General features: G+C 66.2%; 24 protein-coding genes and 1 pseudogene. 10 read left to right on the top strand and 15 right to left on the bottom strand.

The features are described from left to right. The first annotated feature begins 119 nt into the window (after window positions 1-119). Window positions 120-854: a PIG-L deacetylase family protein gene (locus BJF89_RS01515; protein ID WP_075811631.1), complete on the top strand. Its 735-nt coding sequence runs from the start codon at window positions 120-122 to the stop codon at window positions 852-854. A 43-nt stretch (window positions 855-897) separates the two neighbouring features. On the opposite strand, the gene BJF89_RS01510 is transcribed toward BJF89_RS01515, so the two are convergent. Next, a complete protein-coding gene (locus BJF89_RS01510; protein ID WP_075811629.1) occupies window positions 898-1,158 on the bottom strand; it encodes a lipopolysaccharide assembly protein LapA domain-containing protein in 261 nt (86 codons plus the stop codon). Window positions 1,159-1,177: 19 nt separating this feature from the next. Then, window positions 1,178-1,375 carry a CsbD family protein gene (locus BJF89_RS01505; RefSeq protein WP_038547332.1) on the bottom strand — a complete coding sequence of 66 codons (198 nt, stop codon included), beginning with the start codon at window positions 1,373-1,375 and terminating at the stop codon, window positions 1,178-1,180. A 184-nt stretch (window positions 1,376-1,559) separates the two neighbouring features. On the opposite strand from BJF89_RS01505, the gene BJF89_RS01500 reads away from it, so the two are divergent. From BJF89_RS01500 to BJF89_RS01485, 4 genes are all read left to right on the top strand, one after another. Continuing rightward, window positions 1,560-2,165 carry a TetR/AcrR family transcriptional regulator gene (locus BJF89_RS01500; RefSeq protein WP_075811627.1) on the top strand — a complete coding sequence of 202 codons (606 nt, stop codon included), beginning with the start codon at window positions 1,560-1,562 and terminating at the stop codon, window positions 2,163-2,165. A 74-nt stretch (window positions 2,166-2,239) separates the two neighbouring features. After that, complete coding sequence (locus tag BJF89_RS01495; RefSeq protein WP_075811625.1) at window positions 2,240-3,397, top strand: MFS transporter; 1,158 nt, start codon at window positions 2,240-2,242, stop codon at window positions 3,395-3,397. A gap of 133 nt (window positions 3,398-3,530) precedes the next feature. Beyond that, window positions 3,531-3,962, top strand: coding sequence for a MerR family transcriptional regulator (locus tag BJF89_RS01490; protein WP_187344659.1), 432 nt, complete (start codon window positions 3,531-3,533; stop codon window positions 3,960-3,962). Next, window positions 3,962-4,399, top strand: coding sequence for a carboxymuconolactone decarboxylase family protein (locus tag BJF89_RS01485; protein ID WP_075811623.1), 438 nt, complete (start codon window positions 3,962-3,964; stop codon window positions 4,397-4,399). The genes BJF89_RS01490 and BJF89_RS01485 overlap by 1 nt, the downstream gene beginning before the upstream one ends. On the opposite strand, the gene BJF89_RS01480 is transcribed toward BJF89_RS01485, so the two are convergent. Both BJF89_RS01480 and BJF89_RS01475 read right to left on the bottom strand, forming a co-directional pair. After that, the gene (locus BJF89_RS01480; protein WP_255372445.1) at window positions 4,370-5,209 is read right to left on the bottom strand and encodes an NADP-dependent oxidoreductase; all 840 of its coding nucleotides are present in this window, start codon (window positions 5,207-5,209) and stop codon (window positions 4,370-4,372) included. The two genes, BJF89_RS01485 and BJF89_RS01480, sit on opposite strands and share 30 nt — an antisense overlap. A 59-nt stretch (window positions 5,210-5,268) precedes the next feature. Further along, complete coding sequence (locus BJF89_RS01475; RefSeq protein WP_083650428.1) at window positions 5,269-6,459, bottom strand: MFS transporter; 1,191 nt, start codon at window positions 6,457-6,459, stop codon at window positions 5,269-5,271. Between the two features lie 62 nt (window positions 6,460-6,521). Between BJF89_RS01475 and BJF89_RS01470 the strand changes: the two genes are divergently transcribed. Continuing rightward, a complete protein-coding gene (locus BJF89_RS01470) occupies window positions 6,522-6,902 on the top strand; it encodes a MerR family transcriptional regulator (protein ID WP_075811619.1) in 381 nt (126 codons plus the stop codon). Here the strand turns inward: BJF89_RS01470 and BJF89_RS01465 are convergent. After that, window positions 6,853-7,527, bottom strand: coding sequence for a FadR/GntR family transcriptional regulator (locus tag BJF89_RS01465; protein WP_075811617.1), 675 nt, complete (start codon window positions 7,525-7,527; stop codon window positions 6,853-6,855). The two genes, BJF89_RS01470 and BJF89_RS01465, sit on opposite strands and share 50 nt — an antisense overlap. A gap of 213 nt (window positions 7,528-7,740) precedes the next feature. Here BJF89_RS01465 and BJF89_RS01460 point away from each other — a divergent pair. Further along, a pseudogene (locus BJF89_RS01460) lies at window positions 7,741-9,446 on the top strand (2-isopropylmalate synthase). A 5-nt stretch (window positions 9,447-9,451) separates the two neighbouring features. Here BJF89_RS01460 and fni read toward each other — a convergent pair. Genes fni through BJF89_RS01430 form a run of 6 tightly spaced genes read right to left on the bottom strand, consistent with a single transcriptional unit; the run spans window position 9,452 to window position 15,311 of the window. Beyond that, window positions 9,452-10,537: a type 2 isopentenyl-diphosphate Delta-isomerase gene (gene fni, locus BJF89_RS01455; RefSeq protein WP_075811680.1), complete on the bottom strand. Its 1,086-nt coding sequence runs from the start codon at window positions 10,535-10,537 to the stop codon at window positions 9,452-9,454. 14 nt (window positions 10,538-10,551) lie between these two features. Next, window positions 10,552-11,667, bottom strand: a complete 1,116-nt coding sequence (locus BJF89_RS01450; RefSeq protein WP_075811615.1) for a phosphomevalonate kinase — start codon at window positions 11,665-11,667, stop codon at window positions 10,552-10,554. Next, a complete protein-coding gene (gene mvaD / locus BJF89_RS01445) occupies window positions 11,664-12,671 on the bottom strand; it encodes a diphosphomevalonate decarboxylase (protein WP_075811613.1) in 1,008 nt (335 codons plus the stop codon). Before mvaD ends, BJF89_RS01450 begins: the two co-directional genes overlap by 4 nt. Continuing rightward, on the bottom strand, window positions 12,668-13,636 hold the full coding sequence (mvk, locus tag BJF89_RS01440) for a mevalonate kinase (RefSeq protein WP_075811611.1): 969 nt from the start codon (window positions 13,634-13,636) through the stop codon (window positions 12,668-12,670). The genes mvaD and mvk overlap by 4 nt, the downstream gene beginning before the upstream one ends. Before the next feature lie 14 nt (window positions 13,637-13,650). Continuing rightward, on the bottom strand, window positions 13,651-15,003 hold the full coding sequence (locus BJF89_RS01435) for a tripartite tricarboxylate transporter permease (RefSeq protein ID WP_075811609.1): 1,353 nt from the start codon (window positions 15,001-15,003) through the stop codon (window positions 13,651-13,653). Further along, window positions 15,003-15,311, bottom strand: coding sequence for a hypothetical protein (locus tag BJF89_RS01430; RefSeq protein ID WP_075811607.1), 309 nt, complete (start codon window positions 15,309-15,311; stop codon window positions 15,003-15,005). Before BJF89_RS01430 ends, BJF89_RS01435 begins: the two co-directional genes overlap by 1 nt. Window positions 15,312-15,473: 162 nt before the next feature. Here BJF89_RS01430 and BJF89_RS01425 point away from each other — a divergent pair, with 162 nt between their 5' ends. Both BJF89_RS01425 and BJF89_RS01420 read left to right on the top strand, forming a co-directional pair. Then, complete coding sequence (locus BJF89_RS01425) at window positions 15,474-17,006, top strand: GMC family oxidoreductase (RefSeq protein WP_075811678.1); 1,533 nt, start codon at window positions 15,474-15,476, stop codon at window positions 17,004-17,006. Window positions 17,007-17,131: 125 nt separating this feature from the next. Beyond that, the gene (locus BJF89_RS01420; RefSeq protein ID WP_075811605.1) at window positions 17,132-17,506 is read left to right on the top strand and encodes a hypothetical protein; all 375 of its coding nucleotides are present in this window, start codon (window positions 17,132-17,134) and stop codon (window positions 17,504-17,506) included. Window positions 17,507-17,795: 289 nt separating this feature from the next. Here the strand turns inward: BJF89_RS01420 and BJF89_RS01415 are convergent, their stop codons facing one another. The 4 genes from BJF89_RS01415 to BJF89_RS01395 form a co-directional block, all read right to left on the bottom strand. Continuing rightward, the gene (locus BJF89_RS01415) at window positions 17,796-17,978 is read right to left on the bottom strand and encodes a hypothetical protein (RefSeq protein ID WP_075811603.1); all 183 of its coding nucleotides are present in this window, start codon (window positions 17,976-17,978) and stop codon (window positions 17,796-17,798) included. Between the two features lie 245 nt (window positions 17,979-18,223). After that, window positions 18,224-19,651, bottom strand: coding sequence for an MFS transporter (locus BJF89_RS01405; RefSeq protein WP_083650427.1), 1,428 nt, complete (start codon window positions 19,649-19,651; stop codon window positions 18,224-18,226). Next, entirely contained in the window at window positions 19,620-20,273 is a 654-nt protein-coding gene (locus BJF89_RS01400) for an NAD(P)-dependent oxidoreductase (RefSeq protein WP_075811599.1), read from the bottom strand. The genes BJF89_RS01405 and BJF89_RS01400 overlap by 32 nt, the downstream gene beginning before the upstream one ends. Then, on the bottom strand, window positions 20,270-21,280 hold the full coding sequence (locus BJF89_RS01395; RefSeq protein WP_222843788.1) for a DMT family transporter: 1,011 nt from the start codon (window positions 21,278-21,280) through the stop codon (window positions 20,270-20,272). The genes BJF89_RS01400 and BJF89_RS01395 overlap by 4 nt, the downstream gene beginning before the upstream one ends. A gap of 79 nt (window positions 21,281-21,359) precedes the next feature. Between BJF89_RS01395 and BJF89_RS01390 the strand changes: the two genes are divergently transcribed. Next, window positions 21,360-22,253 carry a LysR family transcriptional regulator gene (locus tag BJF89_RS01390; RefSeq protein WP_075811595.1) on the top strand — a complete coding sequence of 298 codons (894 nt, stop codon included), beginning with the start codon at window positions 21,360-21,362 and terminating at the stop codon, window positions 22,251-22,253. Window positions 22,254-22,346 lie beyond the last annotated feature (93 nt).

Raw genomic sequence — 22,346 nt, 5'->3', positions numbered from 1 at the left:
ACGGCGAGTTGGGGTGGTCACGGAGATGGTCTCGTGCTTGAATGACCACAACGTGGACGGAAGATGTCTACCGTCCGTCCCGGCCGTGAACGTTTACCCGCCGTAATGGAGGCCGGACCATGACCGACGATCGTCTCGAACTTCTTCACCTCGACGACAGCGAACGTGTGCTGTGCGTTGTCGCCCACCCCGACGACATGGAGTACGGCGCGTCCGCCGCCGTGGCGGAGTGGACGGACAGCGGGATACCCGTGACGTACCTCCTGCTGACCTCGGGAGAGGCGGGTATCGACACAATGACCCCTGCCGAGACCGGGCCCGCCCGCGCCGATGAGCAGCATTCCGCATGCTCTCAGGTGGGTGTCGAAGACCTACGGATCCTGGGCTTTTCCGACGGCGTGCTCGAGCACTCGCTCGAATTGCGCCGTGCCGTGGCCACGGTCATCCGGGATGTCCGCCCCACCACGGTTCTGACTCTGGGGTGGGACGTGGAGATGCCGTGGGGGTTGAACCAGGCCGATCACCGGGTGGCAGGGATGGTCGCCCTTGATGCTGCGCGAGACGCAGGAAACCGGTGGGTGTTCCCGGACATCACCTCGGATGACGGACGGGTGCTGGACCGGTGGCAGGCCAGCCAGTTCCTGGTGTTCGGTTCACCTGCACCGACGCATGCTGTTGCGGTGTCGGGTGAATCGGTGGACCGCAGCATTGCGTCGCTGGAACAGCACAAGGTCTATCTTGCCGCGCTGGACGACCATGCCGCCCCGCGATACCTGATCAGCGGTGTCACCTCGGATGCTGGAGCTCAGGCAGGCGTGGACCGTGCTGTGCCGTTCCGCCGCTACGAGTTGTGACCGGCGACAGTTCTTACCCGTAGCCCGCGGAGCGGCGTCTGCATCATCTCCTCCGGCGGATAGCGACGATCCCGGAGAGCGCGAACGCAACGATCGCTCCTCCGATGGCCGCTGCCACCAGTCCCACAGAGAGCGGGAACGCGAATTCCCACCCGAGGAAGCCCATGTCGACCTGATCGGTGTTCTGGCCGATCAGGATGATCAGCGCAATCGCCACGATAACGACGATCGCCGTCGTGACAACCAGGCCGACAGACGACCGTTGCCGCTTCGTGGTGTCGGACGCAGCGTTGTCAGCACGCATGATGGACTCCCGCCTTCCGTCAGTTGCCGGTGATCTTGTTGATGCCTTCGGAAATCTTGTCCTTGGCGTTCTCTGCGGCGTCCTTGACGCTGGACTTGGCCTGGTCGACCTTGCCCTCACCCTTGAGCTTGTCGTTGTCGGTCACATCGCCGGCAGCTTCCTTGGCCTTTCCGGTGGCGTCTTCGGCAGTGTTCTTGATCTTGTCGTCGAGACCCATGGTGAAGTCCTTTCAATAGTCGGAGTGGATACTCGAGAGCATAGGCTGCATCGGCGAACTTCGCTCACCTTGTTAGCAAATTGGTACCGTAACGTTGTCCGATCGTTATATCCCGACACCAGTAGGCCCCCCTTCAGTCGACGGTTTTGTATTCCATCATCCAGAATCTGCTACGCTCGCCTCCATGGCCAGACCACGAGAGTTCAGCGAATCCGCCGTCCTGGACGCAGCAGTCGCCCAGTTCCGGGTGCACGGCTACGCCGACACGTCGACCGAGCGACTCTGCACGGTTGCCGGCGTACGTCGAAGCAGCCTGTACAACACCTTCGGATCCAAGGACGAACTTTTCATACGGGCCCTGGAGCACTACCTCGCCGACACCGGTGGACGACAGGAGGATGCCCTCGGCGATGACGACCTCTCAGGCGCCGAACGACTGGACGCCGTGATGGATCTCATTCTCGGCGAGGAGGACGATGCGGCCCGGCACGGTCATGCCGCCGGCTGCATGGTCGTCAACTCCCGGATGGCACCCGACCTCGTCGACCAGGACGAACGTATCGGACAACTCCTCGACCGCGGTCTGGCCCATCAGACGTCCCTGCTCATTCAGGCGGTGGACGCAGGACGGAGGGATGGCAGTCTCAGAGCCGACCTACCCCCGCGCGAGACCGCACTGACGATCGTCTCGCTCATCTCGGGCATTCGCGTTCTCGCCCAGGCAGGAACCGGCCCAGAGGATCTGCGTCAGATCGCCAATCTCACCCTCAGCGGGCTGAAGACAGCCTGACGGACCACATGAACTGAATCAGGGCACACGTCTGCCCACATTTTGGACTTTAGAATACAGAAAGAGAACACGCGATGCCCAAACAGTTGTACCTGCTCATGTTGACCATCCTCGTTGTCGTCATGAGCGAACTCCAGATCGCCGGAATGATGCCCGAGATCGCCGATGACCTGGGGGTGAGCACCGGCCAGGTGGGTCTCCTGGTGTCCCTGTACGCACTGGGGATGGCGCTGGGCGGGCCCCTCCTCGCCTTCGCCGCCCGCCACAGCCCACCCAAGCGCTCCCTCCTGCTGGTCGTCGCCGCCTACGCAATCCTGGAGATCCTTGTCCCCCTGATCCACGAGTACTGGTGGCTGGCGCTGCTCCGCATCATCACCGGATGTCTCTCCGGTGCCGCATTCGGACTCTCCGTCACCTTCGGTGCACGCCTGGCACCCTCGCCCACCCGGATCGGCGAGGCTGTGTCGATCGTGCTCGGCGGCATCATGGTCGGCACCGTCATCGGCCTACCCCTGTCACATTTCATCGCCGGACGCTGGGGCTGGCAGGCCAGCTTCTACGTGCTCGGCGCGGCCGCGTTGCTCCTGTTCATCATCAGTGCACTCGCGCTTCCCCACCGCGCGGCTGCCTCGCAGGACGACGCGGCACAGGACGTACGGAACCTTCGCTCGCCCCGTCTGTGGTCGAGGTACCTGGTGAGCCTGCTGACCATCGGTTCCGCCTACGCGGCGTTCTCCTACTTCACGCCGCTGCTGGAGCAGACCGCGGGATTCTCGTCCGACGCCACCACCGTGATCCTTCTCGGCTACGGCATCTGCTCGTTCATCGGAAACCTCGTCGTCGGACGCTTCGCCGACCGGCACGCGGTCGCCGTCCTCCGTTTCGGCCACGCGCTGTTGTTCATCGCACTGACACTGCTCGCCCTGTTCGGGCAGGTCTCGCCGCTGGTGGTGGTCACCGTGCTCATCGTGGGTCTGGCGGGGGTGACGATGAACCCGGCACTGGTCACCCGGGTGGCGGAGGTCGGTGGCACCGGCAACCTCGTCAGCACCGTCCACACCGCAGTCATCACGATGGGAGTGACCCTGGGAACAGCGATCAGCGCGGTCACCATCAGCCTCTTCGGCGATGACCCGGCCGTCGCCATGTGGACCGGTGTCGTCTTCGCCGTGCTCGCGGCAGTTGCGCTGGCGATGCAGACCACGCGGAGGCCCTTGTCTGCCAGCGCGTGACGGAACATAGTCAACGTCGCCTGGCGGCGCTCGGAGGTTCAGACCCCGACGCTACAGCCCCACCCCGGTGACGAGGAACGACGGCGTGACGTTCCTTGACTTCGAGCGCGCTCTAAGTCCTATCGTTTCTGTCATGGGAGATGACGCAGGCCACAACGGGCTGACCATAGCGCAGATGTCGGAGTTGTCCGGGGTCTCGGCGCATACGCTGCGTTACTACGAGCGGGCGGGTTTGATCCGCCCTGTCTGCAGGAACGTCAGCAATCACCGCCGGTACGCCGCCGACGACGTGGCATGGGTCCAGTTCCTCCTGCGGCTGAGAGAGACGGGAATGCCGATTCGCCAGATGCGGACGTACGCCGATCTCCGCGACCAGGGTCCCGCCACGACTGCTGAGCGACTGTCAATGCTCGAAGAACACCAGCAGGCACTCACCGAACAGATCGCTCAGCTCCTCTCTCACAACCAGGCTTTGGAGGCCAAGATCGCCATCTACCGTGACGACCTCACCACCGATCTCCGCGACATCGACGTCGCCGGGGAAGAACAGGACGATGACCAGTGATGAATGATGCAGAAGCGACCACCCGACAGGAACGGTACGACCGGGGCAGAACCGTCCTCGAGCAGATAGACGGCGCCAGTGGCACCGCAGTCGTCGACGGGCTGGCGGAGGTGTCACCCGAACTCGGTCACCAGGTCGTGGCATGGGGGTTCGGGGAGATCTACGCCCGACCAGGGCTGGCCCCACGCGACCGACAGTTAGTCACGCTGGGCATGCTCACCGCGCTCGGCGGGTGTGAACCGCAACTGGAGGTTCATGTCAACGCCGCCCTCAACGTCGGCCTCTCCTCCGAGGAGATCATCGAGGCGCTGCTGCATTCAGCGGTGTACTGCGGATTCCCCCGGGCACTGAATGCCACCGCGGTTGCAAAGAACGTCTTCGCCGAACGAGGTCTGCTTCCACGCACGTCACATCGTGATGACAACCTTTCCGACTAACCCACCACCTTCAACATGGTGATGCGCCTTCCGAATCGCGTGCAGTGGATACCGCGCAGCGACACGCAACTGGAGTTCACCGGCATCAACCAACGTCGACAGCTCACGGAGGCGACGTGGGTCATGGGACACATAGTTGTGCATTGCGCTGCTCGCCCGGTGCGCCAGTTGCTCAGGAATGACATCGTCGCTGACTGTCACAAGACGGCCTCCCTCACGGAGCACATGCGGGTAGGTGAACACCCCGGCGGTGTCGAGGACTGCATCAAAGCTCCCGATACCAGCGGGATCTGACGCGACGGTGTCAGCACCTAAATCGAGGACCGCCCACCCGTGCCCGGGATCACGGACCAGTCCAACGACCTCGACGTCAGCCCGGCTCACGAGTTGAATCGCCATGCCTCCGACACCCCCTGCTGCACCTGTCACGAGCAAACGCTCCCCCTGTCGCAGGTCGAGTTTCTCAAGCGCCTGGTCCGCGGTAAGAGCCGTCAACGGGAGACTTGCCGCCGTAGACAGGTCCACTGATTCGGGTGCAGGGGCAAGCAGTCCAGCTGGCAGCGCGATGTAGCGCTGCCAGCAACCTGTCCCGTCCGCCTGTGGCGGATACATCGCGATCACCCTGTCCCCTGACACCCACCCGGAACCTACCGGTGCCGTGACCACCACTCCGGCGAGATCCCATCCCAGTGACGCGGGGAATTGGCTGATGACCTGGGACGTCCCGGGCACGCGGAATTTCACGTCCACCGGGTTGACCGTGGATGCGACTACGGCGACAAGGGCCTCGTCGGGACCAGGCCGGGGCATCGACACGTCACACACTGTAAGGACCTCAGGCCCTCCGTAGCTTACGACCGTTGCGGCTTTCACTGGTTGTCCTCCTGTGGAGTTGTACTGAGCGCCAGAAGTGCGAGAATCAGGCCAGCGACGGCGAATACCGCGCCGCTGAAACCGCCCCAGCGCAGGAGCCCGGCGCTGACCCCGATGCCACCGAGAGCGGACCCGACAGCATTGGCCATGTTGAATGCCCCGACATTGACCGCCAGGGAGAGGGTCGGAGCAGCGCCTGCATGGCGCAGCACCAGCGACTGCAGTGGGGCGATCGTCGCGGTCGACAACAGTCCGAGCACCAGCACCATGCCGATCATCGGTGCCGGGTGTTCCGCTACCAGGGGGAACAGTGCCAAGGTGAGAACCAGCGCGGCAAACACCCCGACCAGTGTCTTTCCGAGATCGAGGTCGGCGAACCGCCCGGCAACCAGGTTGCCGACGAAGCCGCCGACACCATAGGCCAGGAGCAGAGCGGGAATAACCGAAGCCGCGAGGCCGGTGACATCCGACAGCAGCGGAACAAGATAGGTGAAGACGATTCCGACACCGGCGAACCCCACCACCGTGGTCATCACGGCCAGCAGCACCGGCCCCCGCAACAGCGTCCGGATCTCGTCGCGCACGCCGGTGGCCGGCGCTGGTGTACGTGGCATTGACGACCAGAGGATGAGCACTCCAGCAGTCGCCACGACCGCAACGATCAGGAACGGTATCCGCCAGTTGACGTTTCCACCCAACAGTGCACCAAGGGGGACCCCCAACACCGTGGCGACGGTCAGCCCCGAACTGACGATGGCGATGGCTCTCCCCTGGCGCCCGGGTCCCATTGCGGCCGCTGCGGTGGTCAGCCCGATCGCGAACAATGTCGCCTGACTGCAGGCGGACACGACACGACCGATGATCACCCATGCGTACGTCGGGGCGATGACCGTGATGAGTGTGCCGATGATGAAGACCAGCCCCAGACTCAGCGCCAGCCCTTTACGCGGAAGGCGTGCGGTCAGGATGGTCACCAGCGGACCGCCGACCGCCACCCCCAGTGCGTAGGCGGTCACCGTCTGGCCGGCGGCAGCGGTGCTCACACCGACATCGGTCGCCAGTTGCGGGAGCACACCGGCCACGAGGTACTCGGCGGTGCCGGTACAGAACACCAGGAGAACGAATCCCGTCAGCACCCAGGCTGGGCGTGAGCGGGACGAGAGCAAGGATGATGTGTGGTCAGTCATTCTGCTAGCGTCAACCTTCACATCGATGTGAAAGCAAATGCGCGCGGAGGAGAGGCACGGAGATGCGGATATCTGAGGTGACGGAGCAGACCGGGATCCCGCCACGCCTGCTCCGCTACTACGAGGAACAGGGACTACTCGTGCCGGACCGGAACTCCTCGGGCTACCGCAACTACACCGTCACCGATGTCGAGGTTGCCCGGCGCGTGCGCCAGCTGTTGGATGCCGGGTTGAGCACCGCGACGATCCGTACCGTCCTTCCCTGCCTCACGGAACGGGCCGGACGGTTGGCCCCGATCTGCGAGGAAACGGTCGCTGACCTGAGACGAGAACAGGCCAGAATCGAAGAGTCGATCGACACTCTGTCTGCCTCCCGCGACGCCATCGCCTCGGTCATCTCTGCTGGAGTTTCCGCTTCATTCCCAGCAGGTGCTCACGGCTGATCCGGGCGGCCAGGTCGGTGTCCTTGTCCGCCACGGCCTGCGCCAGATCCGCGTGGATCGTCTGGTCATCGTCGTCGCCGAATGCTCCGCTGCCCCGCACCATGGTGACCATCGCCTCGCGGAGCCGCGGGGTGAAGCTGTCGAAGAGGTCGGTGAGCACGTCATTGGCTGCAGCCACCACGATGCTGCGGTGGAAGGCGGTGTCGGCGTCCACGTGCGCCTCCAGATCATCCCGACTCGTGTCGCGGGCCTTCAGCGCACGCCGGATCGCACGGAGCGCCGCCGGCGTGCGCCGTTCCGCGGCAAGCCGGGCCGCCTCTGTCTCGATCGCCAGGCGGGCCTCAATCACTGACACGATGTCCGAACTGGTCAGTGTCGAGGTCCACTCCTCCACGACATCGAGCGCCGTCAGGTAGACCCCCGATCCCTGTCTGGAGGCAAGAACGCCCTTACCTGCCAGGATGCGGATGGCCTCGCGGGCCGTCGAGCGTCCCACCCCGATCTGGGTGGCGAGGGTGGTCTCCGAGGGCAGCTTCTGACCGAGCTCCCACTCCCCACTCTGCACCCTTTTCAACAGTACATCAGCAGACTGCTCCGACAGGGACGACCTCTTCACCTGGGACATCGAATGTATACACCTCTACTTGTCTGCGGACTTTGTGTTAGAGTCCGACTATGCACTTCCACGGACTCCTTCTCCTATGCTGCCACGGCAGGTCGTAACCCGACCGGCCGCCTGTCGTGGAGACCCCAGCGCCCGCCGGTCACCCGACACATGACGCAAGGACCGTGCACCACCATGGCAAGCACTGCAACCACTATCCAGTCACCGTCCCCGATGCCCTCCCACCGCTACCGGGACGTCTACTCGCGGGTCTCCGTACCACTGCGCGACGACGAACGCAGCTGGCCGACCCGCCGTCTCACCCAGGCCCCACTGTGGGTCCCCGTCGACCTCCGCGACGGCAACCAGGCCCTCGCCGAGCCGATGGACCCGACCCGTAAACGACGCTTCTTCGAGCTGATGGTGTCGATGGGGTACAAGGAAATCGAGGTGGGCTACCCTTCCGCCTCCCAGACCGACTACGACTTCGTCCGGCTGATCGCCGACACAGACATCGCGCCGGACGACGTGACCATCGTGGTCTTCACCCCGGCCCGCCGGGATCTCATCGAGCGCACCGTCGCCGCCGTCCGGGGAATCTCCAACCCTGTGGTCATCCACATGTACACCGCCACGGCCCCGCTGTGGCGGGAGCTCGTGCTGGGTCGCGACCGCGATGACCTGAAGGACCTGATCCTCGCCGGCGGACGGGACGTCCTCGAGCTGGCAGGCGACATGGACAATGTCCGCTTCGAGTTCTCCCCGGAGGTCTTCAACCAGACCGAACCGGACTACGTCCTGGACCTGTGCGACTCCATGACCCAGTTGTGGGACGCGTCATCCGACCGTCCGGTGGTCCTGAACCTGCCGGCCACCGTGGAGATCGCCACCCCCAACGTCTACGCCGACCAGATCGAGTACATGAGCAGGAATCTCGCCCGGCGTGACCACGTCATCCTGTCGGTTCACCCGCACAACGACCGCGGTACCGGGGTGGCCTGCGCCGAACTGGCCGTCCTCGCCGGTGCGGAACGGGTGGAGGGCTGCATCTTCGGTAACGGCGAACGCACCGGCAACGTCGACATCGCCACTCTGGCGTTGAACCTGCATGCCCAGGGCATCGACCCGGAGGTCGACTTCTCCGACATCGACAGGATCCGCAGCACCGTCGAGTACTGCACCCGTATGGAGGTCCACCCGCGTCACCCGTACGTCGGCGACCTGGTCCACACCGCATTCAGCGGGACCCACCAGGACGCCATCCGCAAAGGCTTCATCGACCACCGTGCCAGGCTGCCCGGGACGGACAACCGGAAGGTCAGGCCGACTGGCACATCCCCTACCTGCCGATCGACCCGGCAGATATCGGACGCAACTACGATGCCGTGATCAGGGTGAACTCCCAGTCAGGCAAAGGCGGTATCGCCTACCTGTTGAGCGAAGGCTACGGCATCGAGCTGCCCCGTCGGCTGCAGATCGATCTCGCCGGGCACGTCCAACGGCATACCGACGGCACCGGTACGGAAGTCACCGCCGACCAGTTGTGGGAGATCTTCACCACGGAGTACCTCTCCCCCACCGACGGACGGGTCGCCCTGCTGGGTTACCAGACAGGTGACGACACCGCCTCCCCGGACGGTGCGACAACCACGGTCCAACTCCGGATAGACGGCGACGAATCGACCCACACCCTCACCGGCCGTGGCCCGGTGGAGGCGCTGGTCGCCGCTCTGGCGGAAGGCGGGATCACTGTCGAGGTCATCGGACTGTCCCAGACGAGTGTCACCGCAGGCAGTGACAGCGACGCCCTGGCGCTGCTGGAGTTCCGGCGCGGCGGAACCGACGTAGCGGCCCCGGCCCAGTGGGTCGCGGGACGGAACTCCTCCGTCCTGGCGGCCAGCATGGATGCGGTCATCGCGGCGGCCAACAGGGTGGTCTGAGACTGCTATCCGGCTGCGGTCCGCCGGTGCGCCAGCGCCTGCAGGTCAGCACCCCGCAGCCGGGCGAACTCCGCAGTCTCACCGGTGACCAGGATGTCGGTCGATGACAGGGACGGGACGTCTGCTGCGCCGAGCAACGTCATCAGGGTGCGCACCTGGTCGCTCCACGCTGTCAGCTCGTCGACCAGGGCATCCGCTCCATCGGTCATGAGGACGTGGAGGAAGTGCCCGCTGACCCCCACGGCCCGCGCGCCGAGCGCCAGTGCCCGGACCACGTCCAGCGGGGTGCGCACTCCGCCGGAGGCCAGGATGTCGGCCTCCGGCGCCCCTCCGTCACCATGCAGCGTGTCCAGCAGACACTCCACGGTGGTCTGCCCCCACCCCGACAGGTAGGTGTACTCCTGACGGGAGCGGCGGTGGTTCTCGATGTCGATGAAGTTGGTACCACCCCGCCCGCTGACGTCCACGGTGGTCACGCCGCGGGCCGTGAGCTCCACGATGCTCTCCCGGCTGAGACCGAAACCGACCTCCTTGACAACCACGGGCACCTCGACGCCGGCGACGATCTCGCCGATCCGGTCGAGCCAGGGGCGGAAGTCCCGGTCACCCTCCGGCATCACCAGCTCCTGGGCGGGATTGACGTGGATCTGCAGGGCATTCGCATCCAACAGGCTCACGGCACGACGTGCCTGCTCCACGGAGGCTTCCGGACTGACATTGGCGAAGAGGAAAGCGTCGGGTGCACTGTCGCGGACGATGCGGAACGTCGGCTCCAGCGACGGGTCGCGCAGTGCTGCGCTGACAGAACCGCTCGCCATGGCCACGCCGGTGGCTGCGGCGGCACGGGCGAGGTCGGCGTTGATCTGTCCGGTCTTCTCACTGCCACCGGTCATGGCGTTGATGTAGAACGGCACGTCCCAGTGCGTGCCTGTCACGGTGGTCGAGATGTCGACGGCGTCACGGGCGAGTCCGTTGAAGCTGTGGTGCATGAAGCGCAGGTCATGGAAACCACCGGTGGGACGCGCCGTGCTGGTCTCCGTGGTCAGTTCTTCGGCCAGCTGGACGTGGTCGTCCTTGCGGTTGCTGCTCATGTGCTCACTTCCGGTCACTCCGGGTTTCCGTCGGGCTGATGGTCGTGCAGGTTGAGGACGCGGATGTCGGCGCGTTCCCACGCCGCGAGCAATCCGTCGATGTCGGCGTCGGCGGCTTCGCTGTCGATGAGAACGATACCGCAGTCACCGCCGCCGGCACCGGAGGTCTTCGCCGCGCCACCGCTGGCCTCCGCGATCTCGATCAACCGTCGCAGTGTCGGTGTCTCGATGGTGGTGCCGGAATGCTCGCCGAGTTCACGGAGCAGCTCACGGTTGCGTCGGATCCCGGCCCGGATTCCGGCGGTGTCGTCAGTACCGTCACTATCCAGGGCTTCGATCAGCCCGGTCACGCAGCGTCGGCTTTCCGCGAGGAACCGGGTGTAGTCCATCCCCTCCCCCTGCTTCCTCGACTGTACGTCCCCGACCAGGCGGGAGGTGGACGCCGGCGAGCCGGTCCAGCCGACGAGCAGGCGCAGACGGTCCGGCGGGCAGACCCGTCGGACAGACAGGCCCGGCCAGTCCATCCCCAGGAGTTCAACGAGAGGGCGCACCGCACGTTCGGCCCGGGCCCACTCCCGGTCGAAGGAGGTGTAGGCGATCCACCCGCCGAACATGCTCGCCGCCACGTCCCCGCCCGACCCGGAGGTCTGCACGGAGATGCTGGCCAACAGGGCGAGCTTCAGCTGCTCCATCCGGGACAGGTCGAGCCGGTAGTAGTCGCACAACGCCCGGACCGTCGCCACGGTGACCGCGGCGGACGACCCGAGACCGAACTTCCGGCCGGAGTCGTCGTCGAGTTCGCTGCTGATGTCGAGGTTGAAGACCTCGAGCGGGGTGCCCAGGGCGACGGCCGCTTCCTCGACGATGCGCGCGGCAGCCAGCACGAAGTCGAATGGTGCCTGATCCGGTTCGACGATCATCTGCCGCTCGCCCCGGTGCCATTCCAGCCGGCTCTGCGTGTACTGGTCGGAGGTGATGTGTCCGGTACCGCTGGCGGGGGTGACCCGGACAGTCACATAGCGGTCGACAGCCACGAGAATGGCGGGGAAACCGGTCTCCACCACAGCGTATTCACCGGCGATGTAGAGCTTTCCCGGCGCGCGGACCTCTGCGACGCGCGGTGCTGTCATGACTGTCCTTCCTCGACCCGGATACCGGGACCGGCGTGGGTGACGATGGTGCGCAGCCCCGGGACCGGGGCCGCCAGCCGGTCACGGAGCCAGACATCCAGCGCATCGGCCTGGTCGGCACTGGTGAGGACCTTGACGTTCGGGCCGGCGTCCATCGTCGCCCACGCGGAGAACCCCTCGTCCCGGGCGTCCTGCACGGCCTGCAGGGCGGCGTGGCTGCCGGTGGTGAGGTAGTCGACCGGCGGGACGGCCGCGCGCATGGTGGCGTGCATACCCAGCGCGTTGGTTTCGGTGGCCTCGCCCAGCCGCACGAGGTCGCCGGCGGCGATCGCCGCCCGAGCCTCGGCGAGGTGCCCGGCGTGCCGGTCGACCCAGGCGGTGTAGTCCGCGGAGGTGTCGACGGTGCGCCGCATCGCCTCCCTGCTGGAGATGCCTTTCGGCCCGTCGTCGATGACGAGCACGACGATGGCCAGGTTCCGGCTCATCTCGGCTCCGCCGGAGACGGGTTCGGCGTAGGACGTGGCGTCGTCGTGTCCGGCGTTCCACAGTGCCAGGCCGCCGAAGACGGAACGCGACGCCGAGCCGGAGCCGCGTCGGGCCAGGCGGGACAGGTCCCGGTCGTCCAGCTCCAGCCCGGCGGCGGCGGACGCAGCCCCCGCCAGTGCCGCGAACCCGGAAGCGGAGCTGGCGAGCCCCGCGGCGGTGGGCACGGTGTTCACCGAGGTCACCTGCGCGCCGGTGTGGATTCCGGCCTGTTCACGGACAATGTCGAGGAAGGCGGTGATGCGGTCCATCGCGCGGCCGGTGACAGGGGCCCCGTCCAGTGAGGCCTCATCGGCGTGACGGGTACCGAACTCGACGGTGGTCGTCGTGTACAGCTCGTCGAGGGTCAGTGACAGACTCGGTGTGCGCGGAATGATCAGCGTCTCGTCGGCTTTGCCCCAGTACTTGATCAGGGCGATGTTGGCGTGTGCGGTTGCGGTGGCTTTCCTGTGTGGGCTCATCGTGCCGCCTTCTCGAGGTGGGGTGCGTAGATCCAGGTGCCGGATGCTCCGGCGTGGGTGAGACTGTCGGCGATGCGGGCCGCGTCGTCGCTGGTGCGGGCCAGGGCGATGATGCATCCGCCACGTCCGCCGCCGGTGAGTTTCGCGCCGACGGCACCGGCGTCGCGGGCGGCGGCGGTCAGCGCGTCGAGCCGGTCGTCGCTGACCCCGAGCTCGGCGAGCAGACCGTGCGCGACGTTCATCTTCTCCCCCAGTGCGGTGACGTCGCCGGTCCGCAGGTCGTCGGCTGCGCCGTCGGCGATGGTTCCGAGCTGGTCGAGCAGTGGTCCGACCTGGTCCGGAGAGGCCTCGTAGCTGTGTCGGACGTCGCCGACGGTCTCCCGGGTGCTGCCCTGTGTCCCGGAGTCGGCGATGACGATCCAGGCCGCCAGATCCATGTCCAGTGTGCTTCCGGTCCCGTCACGGAAGTACACCGGCGACGGGGAGGCGGTTGTCAGGGCGTCGAGACCGGACGGCCGGCCGTGGGCGATGCGTTCGGCCTCCTGGGTCAGCTCGAAGAGCTGCTGCGGGGACGCCGGGACGTGGTAGGCGTCCAGCACCGCCCGGATGACCGCGCCGGCAGCCGCGGCGGAGGAGCCCAGCCCGCGCTCCGGCGGGAAGTCGGCCTGCGTGGTCACGTGCAGACCGGTGTCCGGTTGCCCGGCGGCGGCGGTGGCGACCTCGACGGCCTTGACCACCGAGCCCAACCGCGCGGGTGCGGCGGCCAGCGCGCCGTGCCAGTCCAGACAGCTCAGCGTGCTCGGTGCGGTAGGCGTTGCGGAGCGTTCGACGGTGGCGCTCATGTGCAGGCTGTGCAACGGCACGGCGACGGCGGGATGGCCGTAGACCACGGAGTGCTCGCCGAAGAGGATGATCTTGGCCACGGTCCGGCCGTGCCCGACGTGACGTTCCCGAGAAGACTCCACGGCATCCTTTCTCACTACAGCAGGTTCTGCACGATCCAGGGGGACGCGTACAACGTCATGAACTGCACGCCGTAGCCTACGCCCAACTTGTTCAACGTCCCGCAGGCGACCCCGACCAGCAGGACGCCGAAGATGTTCGCCACCCCGGCGTCCAGGTAGGCCAGCAGCAGGATGAAACCGATGAACAGCCCGAGCACGGCCTCGTGCGGGATGTAGCGCATCACGATGTAGGTGATCCGGTAGGAGTAGCGCACCGCGATGACGTAGGTCAGTCCGAGAGCCAGGACGGCACCGAGCACGACGGCGGCGATGAACAACGGCGTGCTGAGCAGGTGGTGCAGGTTGTTGTCCAGGGTGAGCGCCGGCGGTGCGTTGAACAGGGCCTGGGCCGGGCCGATCGCCACGGGCGACAGGGGGATGCCGATCGCGAGCAGCGGGATGATGGTGCCCGAGAGGTAGCTGGCGTGCGCGACGCCGTTCATGCCCGCCACAGCCCGGTTGGCCCGCGTGGTGCGGTCGCCGGAGCGTCCTGCGGCCCCCTCGCCGAGCAGGAAGGTCAGCCCGACGGGGCTGAGGAAGAACAACGGTGTGGAGATCAGCGACCACAGCCCGGTGCGGACGGTCTCGCCCTTGGTGAGGATCTTGTTCGGGGCGAGTGACTGGCCGCGCAGGTTCCTCCGGGAGATGTCCACGGTGGTGGCGGCGTGACGGGGCAGGTTCTCCCGGCTGGTGCGGTTGAGCAGGCCCAGCACGGAGACCAGCAGCGGGCCGATGGTGATGCCCAGGAAGAAGGAGACGGAGATGTTGCCGTCCTGCGGGATGACGCCCTGGTCACGATAGAGCGAGAGCAACCCCTGGAACAGCAGGGACATCGGGATGATGGCGATGAGGGAGAGCAGCCGGTTGGCGCCCAGCAGCGCGAGCAGCACTGCCCCACCGACGAAGAGCAGGGTGCCGTACTCGCGCAGGGTGTCGGCGTAGGGGGCGATGGCCGTGGCGATGACGAGGCTGACCGGGATGGCGATGAGCGTGCCGATCGCACTGCCGGCGGCCATCTTCTTGATCGTCTCGGCCGCCCTGCCCTGGGATTTGAGGTAGAGCGAATGCTCCATCATCGGCGCGGACAGCACCCCTCCGGGCAGACCCACCAGGGCGGTGGGAATGGCGTTGGTGAGGTTCAGGGTGACGATCGCGGCGATGAAGAAGGTCAGCAGGACGGCCGGATCCACCCCCGCCAGGGCGAGGGCGAGCGTGACCGGCACGAGGACACTCGTCTCATCGGTGCCGGGGATGAAGCCGATGAAGGTGTAGAGCAGGATCGCCGCCACTGCGGCGATCAGCATGGAGAGCAACAGGGTGGGGTCCATCAGGCGGGGTCTCCTGATTCACCGGCGGTGGTGTCGGTGGTGCCGACGCTGGTACCGGCCGTGCCGTCGGTGATCCGTACGGTGCGTTTCGGCGTGAAGACGGCCACGCAGATCACGAACCCGACGACGGCGCCGCCGAGTCCCCAGAAGAACTCGCTGGAGGAGAGGAGTGTCGCGACCGCCAACGCAGCCGCGGTGGTGACCCCGCAGATGAGCAGTGACCAGGTCAGGTCGCGGGTGGACACCAGGTCGTTCCAGACCTCGATGTACTGCTCCCGGCTGCCGGGATCTTGATCAGAGTAAGGCATACCTATGAACTCTAGTGGTCGGTGACGTCTCACCGCATTCCCCTCCATGTCGCCGCCGGATCGGATACTTTCGAGTGACAACAGTATTGACGACGGAGGTTTCTGATGTCAGGTACACCCACACCAGGATCGGGCGGGTCCCCCGAGCCGCAGTTCCCGGAGATGTTCGACTACATCGTGGTCGGGGCGGGATCCGCCGGCTCTGTGGTGGCCAACCGGCTCAGCGCGGACGGGTCCAGGTCCGTCCTGCTCCTCGAGGCCGGCGGCAAGGACAAGGGACAGGGCGTGACGGTCCCGGCGGCGTTCTCCCAGACCTTCCGCTCGGACGTCGACTGGGACTACGCCACCACGGCCCAACCCGGCCTACGCGACCGGTCGATCTACTGGCCACGGGGCAAGGTCCTCGGCGGCAGTTCGTCGATCAATGCCTTGATGTGGGTCGTCGGTTTCGCCGAGGACTACGACCGGTGGGGCGAGCTCGCCGGGCCGGAGTGGTCCTGGACGGAGATCTCACGCGCCCTGGACCGGGTCGAGGTCTCCGTCGAGCACCAGCGCGACCCCAGCGAGCACACCGCGGCCTTCCTCCGCGCGGTCTCGGAGGCGGGCTACCGCGTCGAGGACGCCAACGCCGATGCACCGGACGGCTTCACCCAGACGATGGTCACCGAGCGCCGCGGCGCGCGCTCCAGTACCGCGACGGCGTACCTGCGTCCCGCCGAGCTGCGTCCGAACCTGACGGTACGCACGGAAGCACACACGGCGCGGGTGCGTTTCGACGGAACCCGGGCCGTGGGGGTGGACTACCTGCACGACGGTCGGCAATGCTCCGTCGGCGCCCGGCGTGAGGTGGTGCTGTGCGGTGGGGCGGTGAACACTCCCCAACTGCTGATGCTCTCCGGTATCGGTGATCCCCGTCACCTGGCGCAGCACGGCATCGAGACCGTGGTGGACTCCCCCGAGGTCGGCCAGAACATGCGTGATCATCTCGTGTCACTGTTCGCCGTGGCGACCGAGGCCGGGACATTGTTCGACGCCACGAGTCTGCCCCAGCTCGCCCGTTACCTCACGCGGCGACGGGGCATGCTGACCTCGAACGTCGCCGAGGCCTACGGGTTCGTCCGCTCCCGGCCTGACCTTGCCGCTCCTGACCTGGAGATCATCTACGCCCCGGTCGCCTACGTCAACGAAGGGCTGACCGGCATTCCGGAGCACGGTCTGACGATGGGCCCGATCCTGTTGCAGCCCGAGAGCCGCGGTGAGATCGCCCTGGCGTCCGCTGACCCACTGGTCAAGCCGGTGATCGACCCGCGGTATCTCAGCGACGCGGATGGGAGAGACCGGGCGACGATGCTGGCGGGGCTGGAGATCTGCTCCAGGATCTTCGATGCGCCGAGTCTGCGGTCACGCCGGAGCGGACGGTTCATCGTCCCCGCCGGCGGGGAGAAGATGACGGTTGAACAGCGCTGCGAGGAGGCCCTGACCGGTGCGTCCCACACGTTGTACCACCCGACGAGCACGGCGCGGATGGGGACGGATGAGGCGTCTGTCGTCGACCCGCATCTGCGGGTCCGTGGCGTGCAGGGCCTCCGGGTCGCCGATGCCTCGGTGATGCCGGAGATCATCCGGGGGCACACGAACGCCCCGTCGATCGCGATCGGTGAGAAGGCTGCGGAGTTCATTCTGAGCGACGGGTGAAGGACAAAAATGACCTCCACCCCCGAATGAAGGTTCTTGCGTCCACATTCATGGTTAAAGATGCACAGATTACTCTAAGGGTATATATCTAGAGCATCACGACTCCCGATCAAAAGGAAGCAACTATGAAGCGCTCACTGAAGTTCGTCGCAACAGCCGTCACTGCAGCGGCCACTCTCAGCCTGACTGTCCCCGCTGCTCATGCTGCCTCGAGTGATACCCAGCTGTATCCGCAGTCCGGCCGGATCTACATTGACCCGGTGTCAGTGCAGGTGCTTGCAGCGACACCGTCAGCCGAAATCGCCAGTGCAGGGGCGGACCTTGTCCTCAGCACGGTGGGGCCGGCAACAACAGTCGCGTTTCTTGGAGCTGCGGAGCACCTCATTGAGAACGACGTTCGCAGGGCTGCCAGGCACCCAGGGGCCGGTGTCGAATACCGGTGGCAGATCTCAGACGGCGGAGCCGTGGTCAACAGTGCCTCCCGCGTGATCACGCGCTAGCGAGGCCCCACCCAGGCGGGTGCTTCCTCTTTGTAGCGAGTGCCTGGATGATCTTCCGCTGTGTCAAGTGTACGGCGGAGATCCACCACAATCCCCCCCCCCCCCCATCTGCTCTTTCGACCACCAACAAGACCATTTTCTGGGACTCTACACAACCGTTTACCAAAGGTTCTGCCGTTCCTGACGCCACCCCATATGGACACGGGGACGACGAAGAGGCTGTCGATCCTAGTTCAGGTCTCCAGTAGGGCACCGTGGAAGCTGGTCGAAGTTCTCAGGCTCCACAGGTCTAGCCTGTGCTGAACAGTCGAGCTGGGCAGCGACGGCGCTTCGGCTGCTCGACGCCAGCCTTGCGCGCTTCACGGACTTCATCCAGGTCCGGAAACTTCTCTCGAATGAACCGTCGTGTCTCCTCCAGAGACTCACGTTTGCTCTCTTCAAACTGTGCGTCGCTGATGTAGAACCCGCTCATAGGTCTTCATTCTCCTTCGATGCTGACATCGAGTCAGCGGCAGTGGAAGGGGTTGTGATGTCCGAACGGCTCTCGACAAGAGCATCAACTGTTTCGGCCAGTCTGCGGTCATCCTCACTGGACAAGGATGATTGGGTGATCACAGGAAGGAGCCGGAGCCCCGTCACTTCTCCGATCCGGTCCTCACTGACGATCCGGTCCAACATCCACTGAAGTCTGCTCCACCGATGCCACCAAGGTTCCACTCACACCCGAGTTCCAGACGGAACCTCCGTCCGGATCCTCATCGCCAGCGGCACCGCAACCAGTGCGAAAGCGCCTGCCAGCGCGAAGATCGCAATCATCGGGGTACGCAGTTCAGCGCTATCTCCGGCACCACCGATCACCGCGGTCCCTATACCGGCGGCCAGGGCGGTGCCGAGCGTCTGGGCCATCTGGATGGTGCCGCTCATCTGGCCCGAGGCGTCCCCGCTGGTCTCACTGAACGTCACGGCGGTGCTGGCGTTGTAGGCCAGCCCCATGCCGAACCCGCCGATCATCCATCCGACGATGGCGACACCCACCGGGAGTGCCTCCCCCAGCAGGGTCACGGCGATGACGGCGATGCCCACTGCCAGGATGACCAGACCAATCATCGAATCACCCCGGCGCGTCACCGTCCCCTGGCACATCTCGCGTCGACTCTGCAGCATTGATCCGCCGACCCACACCAGCGCGCCGGCGGCAACGCCGGCACCTGCGAGCAGAGTGCCGGCCCCACGCAGCCCTGTCATCGCCAGAGGCAGGAACGTCTCGATCCCGAAGAACGACATGGAGAGGATCAGGCGTGTGGCGATACCGGCCGGCACACCGCGGCGCGCCCGAAGAGTTCCTTCCGGGGTGGCCTCACGCAACGTCCAGATCATCACCACCGCACCAAGGATGACCATGACCGCCAGAGCAACCATGTTGTGTTGTTCAAGTCCGGCAAGCAGCACTCCGGCGGAGACCGCCAGGCCGATACTGAAGACAAGGTTCCGCGACACCCCCGGTGCTCGGCCTGCCGGAGCGTCCTGTGTCGGCACGCCGGGCACGGTGATCACCGCGACGACGAGGACCAACGGCACCAGGCCCAGGAAGAGCAAGCGCCAGGACGCAGTCTCGGTGAGCACTCCGGAGACCATCGGCCCCACCAGTGCCGGAACCGTCCAAGCGCCCGACAACAGTGCCAGCGCCCGGGCCTGCAGTCGCTGCGGGAACGCGATCGCCACGACCACATAGGCCATGCTCATCACCGCCCCCACGCCGAGTCCCTGCACCGCACGCCCCGGCAGGAAGATCGGCCAGGCCGGGGCCGTGGCCGAGATCAACAGCCCGGCGATGAAGACCACCAGTCCCGCAAGATACGGTCTCCGCGGCCCCGTCCGGTCGGCGAGGTAACCACCGACGACCGTACCGACGACGCTGGCGAGCATCAGAGCCGACACCGCCCAGCCGTAGGTCGACATCCCGCCCAGGTCGGAGGCGATCCGCGGCATCGCGGTGGTGACCCCGAGGCCGTCGAACGCCACGATGCCGACCGAGACCAGCAACCCGAGGGTGAGCAGTCGCAGTGGTGGTGCGAACACGCCGGACGGTCCGGTGTCCGGAGCCTGGCCGCAGTCAGCGTCCGATGACGGTGATGTGCGAGTCATCGCCGGGCTCCTCGATCTCGTCGACGGCGGCCAGGGCCAGGTCACCGGGGGTGACACGGGACTGACCGTGCTTGTCCGTCAGCAATGTGGTTGTCCCACGCCGATATCCGCCGGTGTCCTCCCCCGGCTCGAAGATCGCCGACGGACTGAGATACGTCCACCGGGTGTGCCTGTGCTCCATGCACACCTGGAACTGGTCCAGACTCGCTCCGGCGATCGGTCGCCAGGCTTCGGGGATGTACCGGGTGTCGTCGATGAGGAGACGGTCCGGATCGTCCGGCGAACGTAGGGGCGCTGAACCACCGATGACCAGGACACGGGTGCCGGCGCAGTCTGCGGCGTCTGCGGCGTCGAGGACGGTGGCGGTCATCGACCCCATGAGGTGCTCCGAGCCTGGCGACGGCCGCACGGCCAGCACCACTGCGTCGACGCCGACGAGAACCTGCGGCAGCTCCGTGACCGCGTCCGGTGAGGCGATGTCCAGGACGATGGTCCGAAGCAGATCATTTCCACGCCCCTGCGCGTGCCGCGACGCGGCGGTGACGTGGTGTCCGCGGGACAGGGCTTCAGCGACAATGGCGCTGCCCGCCATTCCTGTCGCTCCGATGACGACAATGTTCATGAGTCAGTTCCTTCCGGTGAGTTGTCCGTACGTAGGTTCGCTGTGTGTTGTTTCTTCTTCCGCGGTGGCGGGAGCTGGCCCGCCACCATCGCCGACAACGCCAGGGCAAACCCGGCCAACTGGACGGTGCCGAGCGACTCCCCGGCGAGGACGGCCCCCAACACCGCAGCCACCAACGGGGACAACAGCCCCAGCAACGCGGTCGCGGTGACCGGGAGGCGTCGGATGCCGGAGAACCAGATGGTGTAGGTCATCAGTCCGCCGACCAGCCCGAGCCAGAGGTATCCGGCGACTGCCGTGCCGTCGATCCCATCCGGCACACCGTCGACGACGAGGGCGGGAATGAGCAGGACAAGCCCGGCGGCGGTGAGCTGCCACCCCGCGAGAGCGGTGGCACTGACACCGTCCGGTCTGCCCCATTTCTTGGTGAGCACCACCCCGGTACCCATCGACGCAGCGGCACCGATACCGGCCAACAGGCCGACAAGGTCCAGTCCCGCGCCGGGACCGAGCACAACCAGGGCCACACCGCCGACGCCGGCGATCCCCCACCCCAGTCGCCACACCGAGAGTTTCTCGTGCAGGATCGCCACGGCAAGGAAGGCGACGACGATGGGCTGGGAGGCGTTCAGCGTGGCGGCGACCCCGCCGGGCAGGTGCTGGGCGGTGAGGAAGAGCAGCGGGAAGAACGCCGCCATGTTCAGGGTGCCGAGCACCAGGCTCTTCCACCACCAGGATCCACGCGGCAGTCGGCGTGCCAGGAGCAGGGCGATCAGTCCGGCGGGCAGGGCCCGCATCATCGCCGCGAACATCGGGTGCCCCTCCGGCAGCATGTGTGTGGTCACGATGTAGGTCGTTCCCCACACTGCCGGGGTGATCGCGGTCAGCGCGGTCCACCCCACGCGTGCGCTCCCTGTCGCCGGTGACGGGGCACCCGACGGAGAGGATGGCTGATGCTGGGGCGCTGCTGCCGCTGCCGCCGCTGTGCTTGCTGCTGTTGCTCTCATGCCTTTCATCGTCAGCCGCGACAAGCCATGAGTCCAACACATGTTTTTCATTCCACCGATCGTGATTCATGATTGATCCATGGAACTGCAGCAACTGAGGTACGTCCTGGCGGTCGCCGAGACCCGCAACTTCACCCGAGCGGCGGAGCGCTGCCATATCGTGCAGTCGGCGATGAGTCACCAGATCAAGGCGCTGGAGCATGAACTCGGTGTGCAGCTGTTCGCCCGCACCAGCAGGCGGGTTGAACTGACCGACGCCGGTGCAGCGTTCCTGCCGTCGGCACAGGCCAGCCTGGATGCCGCCGACCGCGCTGTCGCCGAGGCCGCTGCAGCGACCGGTCAGATCCGCGGGACCGTGACGATCGGGGCGATTCCCACGGTGACCGCCGTCGACGTCCCTGCCGTCCTCGGCCAGTTCCACCGAGCCCACCCGGCGGTGAAGATCCGCCTGCTCGGTGGCGGCAGCGATGAGTTCGTCGCCGCCATCCGCTCCGGAGGGATGGACGTCGCGGTGCTTGGTCTGCCGTCCGGACAACCGCCCCGCGGAGTCCGCAGTCGCGAACTCGTCCGCGAGAACCTCGTCGCCGTCGTCGGCGCACAGCACCGACTCGCCGGACACGGCAGTATCCGCCTGGCCGACCTGGACGGTGAACCGTTCGTGGACTTCCCCGTCGACACCCCGGGCCGGGTGCAGTCCGACATAGCGTTCCGCGACGCCGGCCTGACCCGCGAGGTCGCCTTCGAGGCGGTGGACACCACCTTCATGCTGGAGGTGGTCCGGCAGGGGCTCGCCGTCGCCCTCCTGTCCCGCGACACTGTCCCTGAGGGCGATCACCTGCGGATTCTCGAGGTGTCCGACGGCCCCTCACGCATCCAGCACCTGGCCTGGAGCGACTTCAACCCGAGCCCGGCGGCGACGGCGCTGGTGGCGATGCTGACCGAGCGGCATCACGACCTGTTCATCACCCGTTGACCTGTCCTCTCCTGCGCAGTCACCACGGTGACACCGGTACCGCCCAGACTGTGTGGCGGCACATGCCGACCATCAGTTCCCTGACAGGAGAAT

Source organism: Corynebacterium sp. CNJ-954 (assembly GCF_001942345.1).
Lineage (GTDB): Bacteria > Actinomycetota > Actinomycetes > Mycobacteriales > Mycobacteriaceae > Corynebacterium.
The sequence above is the reverse complement of the archived record's forward strand: the minus strand, read 5'-3'. Positions and strand labels throughout refer to the sequence as shown.

Excerpts from the sequence above, each read along its gene's own strand:
- BJF89_RS01500 (WP_075811627.1), top strand. The coding sequence starts at position 1,560 with ATGGCCAGACCACGAGAGTTCAGCGAATCCGCCGTCCTGGACGCAGCA.
- mvaD (WP_075811613.1), bottom strand. The coding sequence starts at position 12,671 with ATGAGCCCACACAGGAAAGCCACCGCAACCGCACACGCCAACATCGCC.
- BJF89_RS01505 (WP_038547332.1), bottom strand. The coding sequence starts at position 1,375 with ATGGGTCTCGACGACAAGATCAAGAACACTGCCGAAGACGCCACCGGA.
- BJF89_RS01430 (WP_075811607.1), bottom strand. The coding sequence starts at position 15,311 with ATGCCTTACTCTGATCAAGATCCCGGCAGCCGGGAGCAGTACATCGAG.
- BJF89_RS01485 (WP_075811623.1), top strand. The coding sequence starts at position 3,962 with ATGAATGATGCAGAAGCGACCACCCGACAGGAACGGTACGACCGGGGC.
- BJF89_RS01450 (WP_075811615.1), bottom strand. The coding sequence starts at position 11,667 with ATGACAGCACCGCGCGTCGCAGAGGTCCGCGCGCCGGGAAAGCTCTAC.
- BJF89_RS01425 (WP_075811678.1), top strand. The coding sequence starts at position 15,474 with ATGTTCGACTACATCGTGGTCGGGGCGGGATCCGCCGGCTCTGTGGTG.
- BJF89_RS01480 (WP_255372445.1), bottom strand. The coding sequence starts at position 5,209 with ATGCCCCGGCCTGGTCCCGACGAGGCCCTTGTCGCCGTAGTCGCATCC.
- BJF89_RS01405 (WP_083650427.1), bottom strand. The coding sequence starts at position 19,651 with ATGACTCGCACATCACCGTCATCGGACGCTGACTGCGGCCAGGCTCCG.
- BJF89_RS01395 (WP_222843788.1), bottom strand. The coding sequence starts at position 21,280 with ATGAGAGCAACAGCAGCAAGCACAGCGGCGGCAGCGGCAGCAGCGCCC.
- BJF89_RS01465 (WP_075811617.1), bottom strand. The coding sequence starts at position 7,527 with ATGTCCCAGGTGAAGAGGTCGTCCCTGTCGGAGCAGTCTGCTGATGTA.
- BJF89_RS01435 (WP_075811609.1), bottom strand. The coding sequence starts at position 15,003 with ATGGACCCCACCCTGTTGCTCTCCATGCTGATCGCCGCAGTGGCGGCG.
- BJF89_RS01515 (WP_075811631.1), top strand. The coding sequence starts at position 120 with ATGACCGACGATCGTCTCGAACTTCTTCACCTCGACGACAGCGAACGT.
- BJF89_RS01400 (WP_075811599.1), bottom strand. The coding sequence starts at position 20,273 with ATGAACATTGTCGTCATCGGAGCGACAGGAATGGCGGGCAGCGCCATT.
- BJF89_RS01490 (WP_187344659.1), top strand. The coding sequence starts at position 3,531 with ATGGGAGATGACGCAGGCCACAACGGGCTGACCATAGCGCAGATGTCG.
- BJF89_RS01475 (WP_083650428.1), bottom strand. The coding sequence starts at position 6,459 with ATGACTGACCACACATCATCCTTGCTCTCGTCCCGCTCACGCCCAGCC.
- BJF89_RS01415 (WP_075811603.1), bottom strand. The coding sequence starts at position 17,978 with ATGAGCGGGTTCTACATCAGCGACGCACAGTTTGAAGAGAGCAAACGT.
- fni (WP_075811680.1), bottom strand. The coding sequence starts at position 10,537 with ATGAGCAGCAACCGCAAGGACGACCACGTCCAGCTGGCCGAAGAACTG.
- BJF89_RS01495 (WP_075811625.1), top strand. The coding sequence starts at position 2,240 with ATGCCCAAACAGTTGTACCTGCTCATGTTGACCATCCTCGTTGTCGTC.
- BJF89_RS01420 (WP_075811605.1), top strand. The coding sequence starts at position 17,132 with ATGAAGCGCTCACTGAAGTTCGTCGCAACAGCCGTCACTGCAGCGGCC.
- BJF89_RS01390 (WP_075811595.1), top strand. The coding sequence starts at position 21,360 with ATGGAACTGCAGCAACTGAGGTACGTCCTGGCGGTCGCCGAGACCCGC.
- BJF89_RS01510 (WP_075811629.1), bottom strand. The coding sequence starts at position 1,158 with ATGCGTGCTGACAACGCTGCGTCCGACACCACGAAGCGGCAACGGTCG.
- BJF89_RS01470 (WP_075811619.1), top strand. The coding sequence starts at position 6,522 with ATGCGGATATCTGAGGTGACGGAGCAGACCGGGATCCCGCCACGCCTG.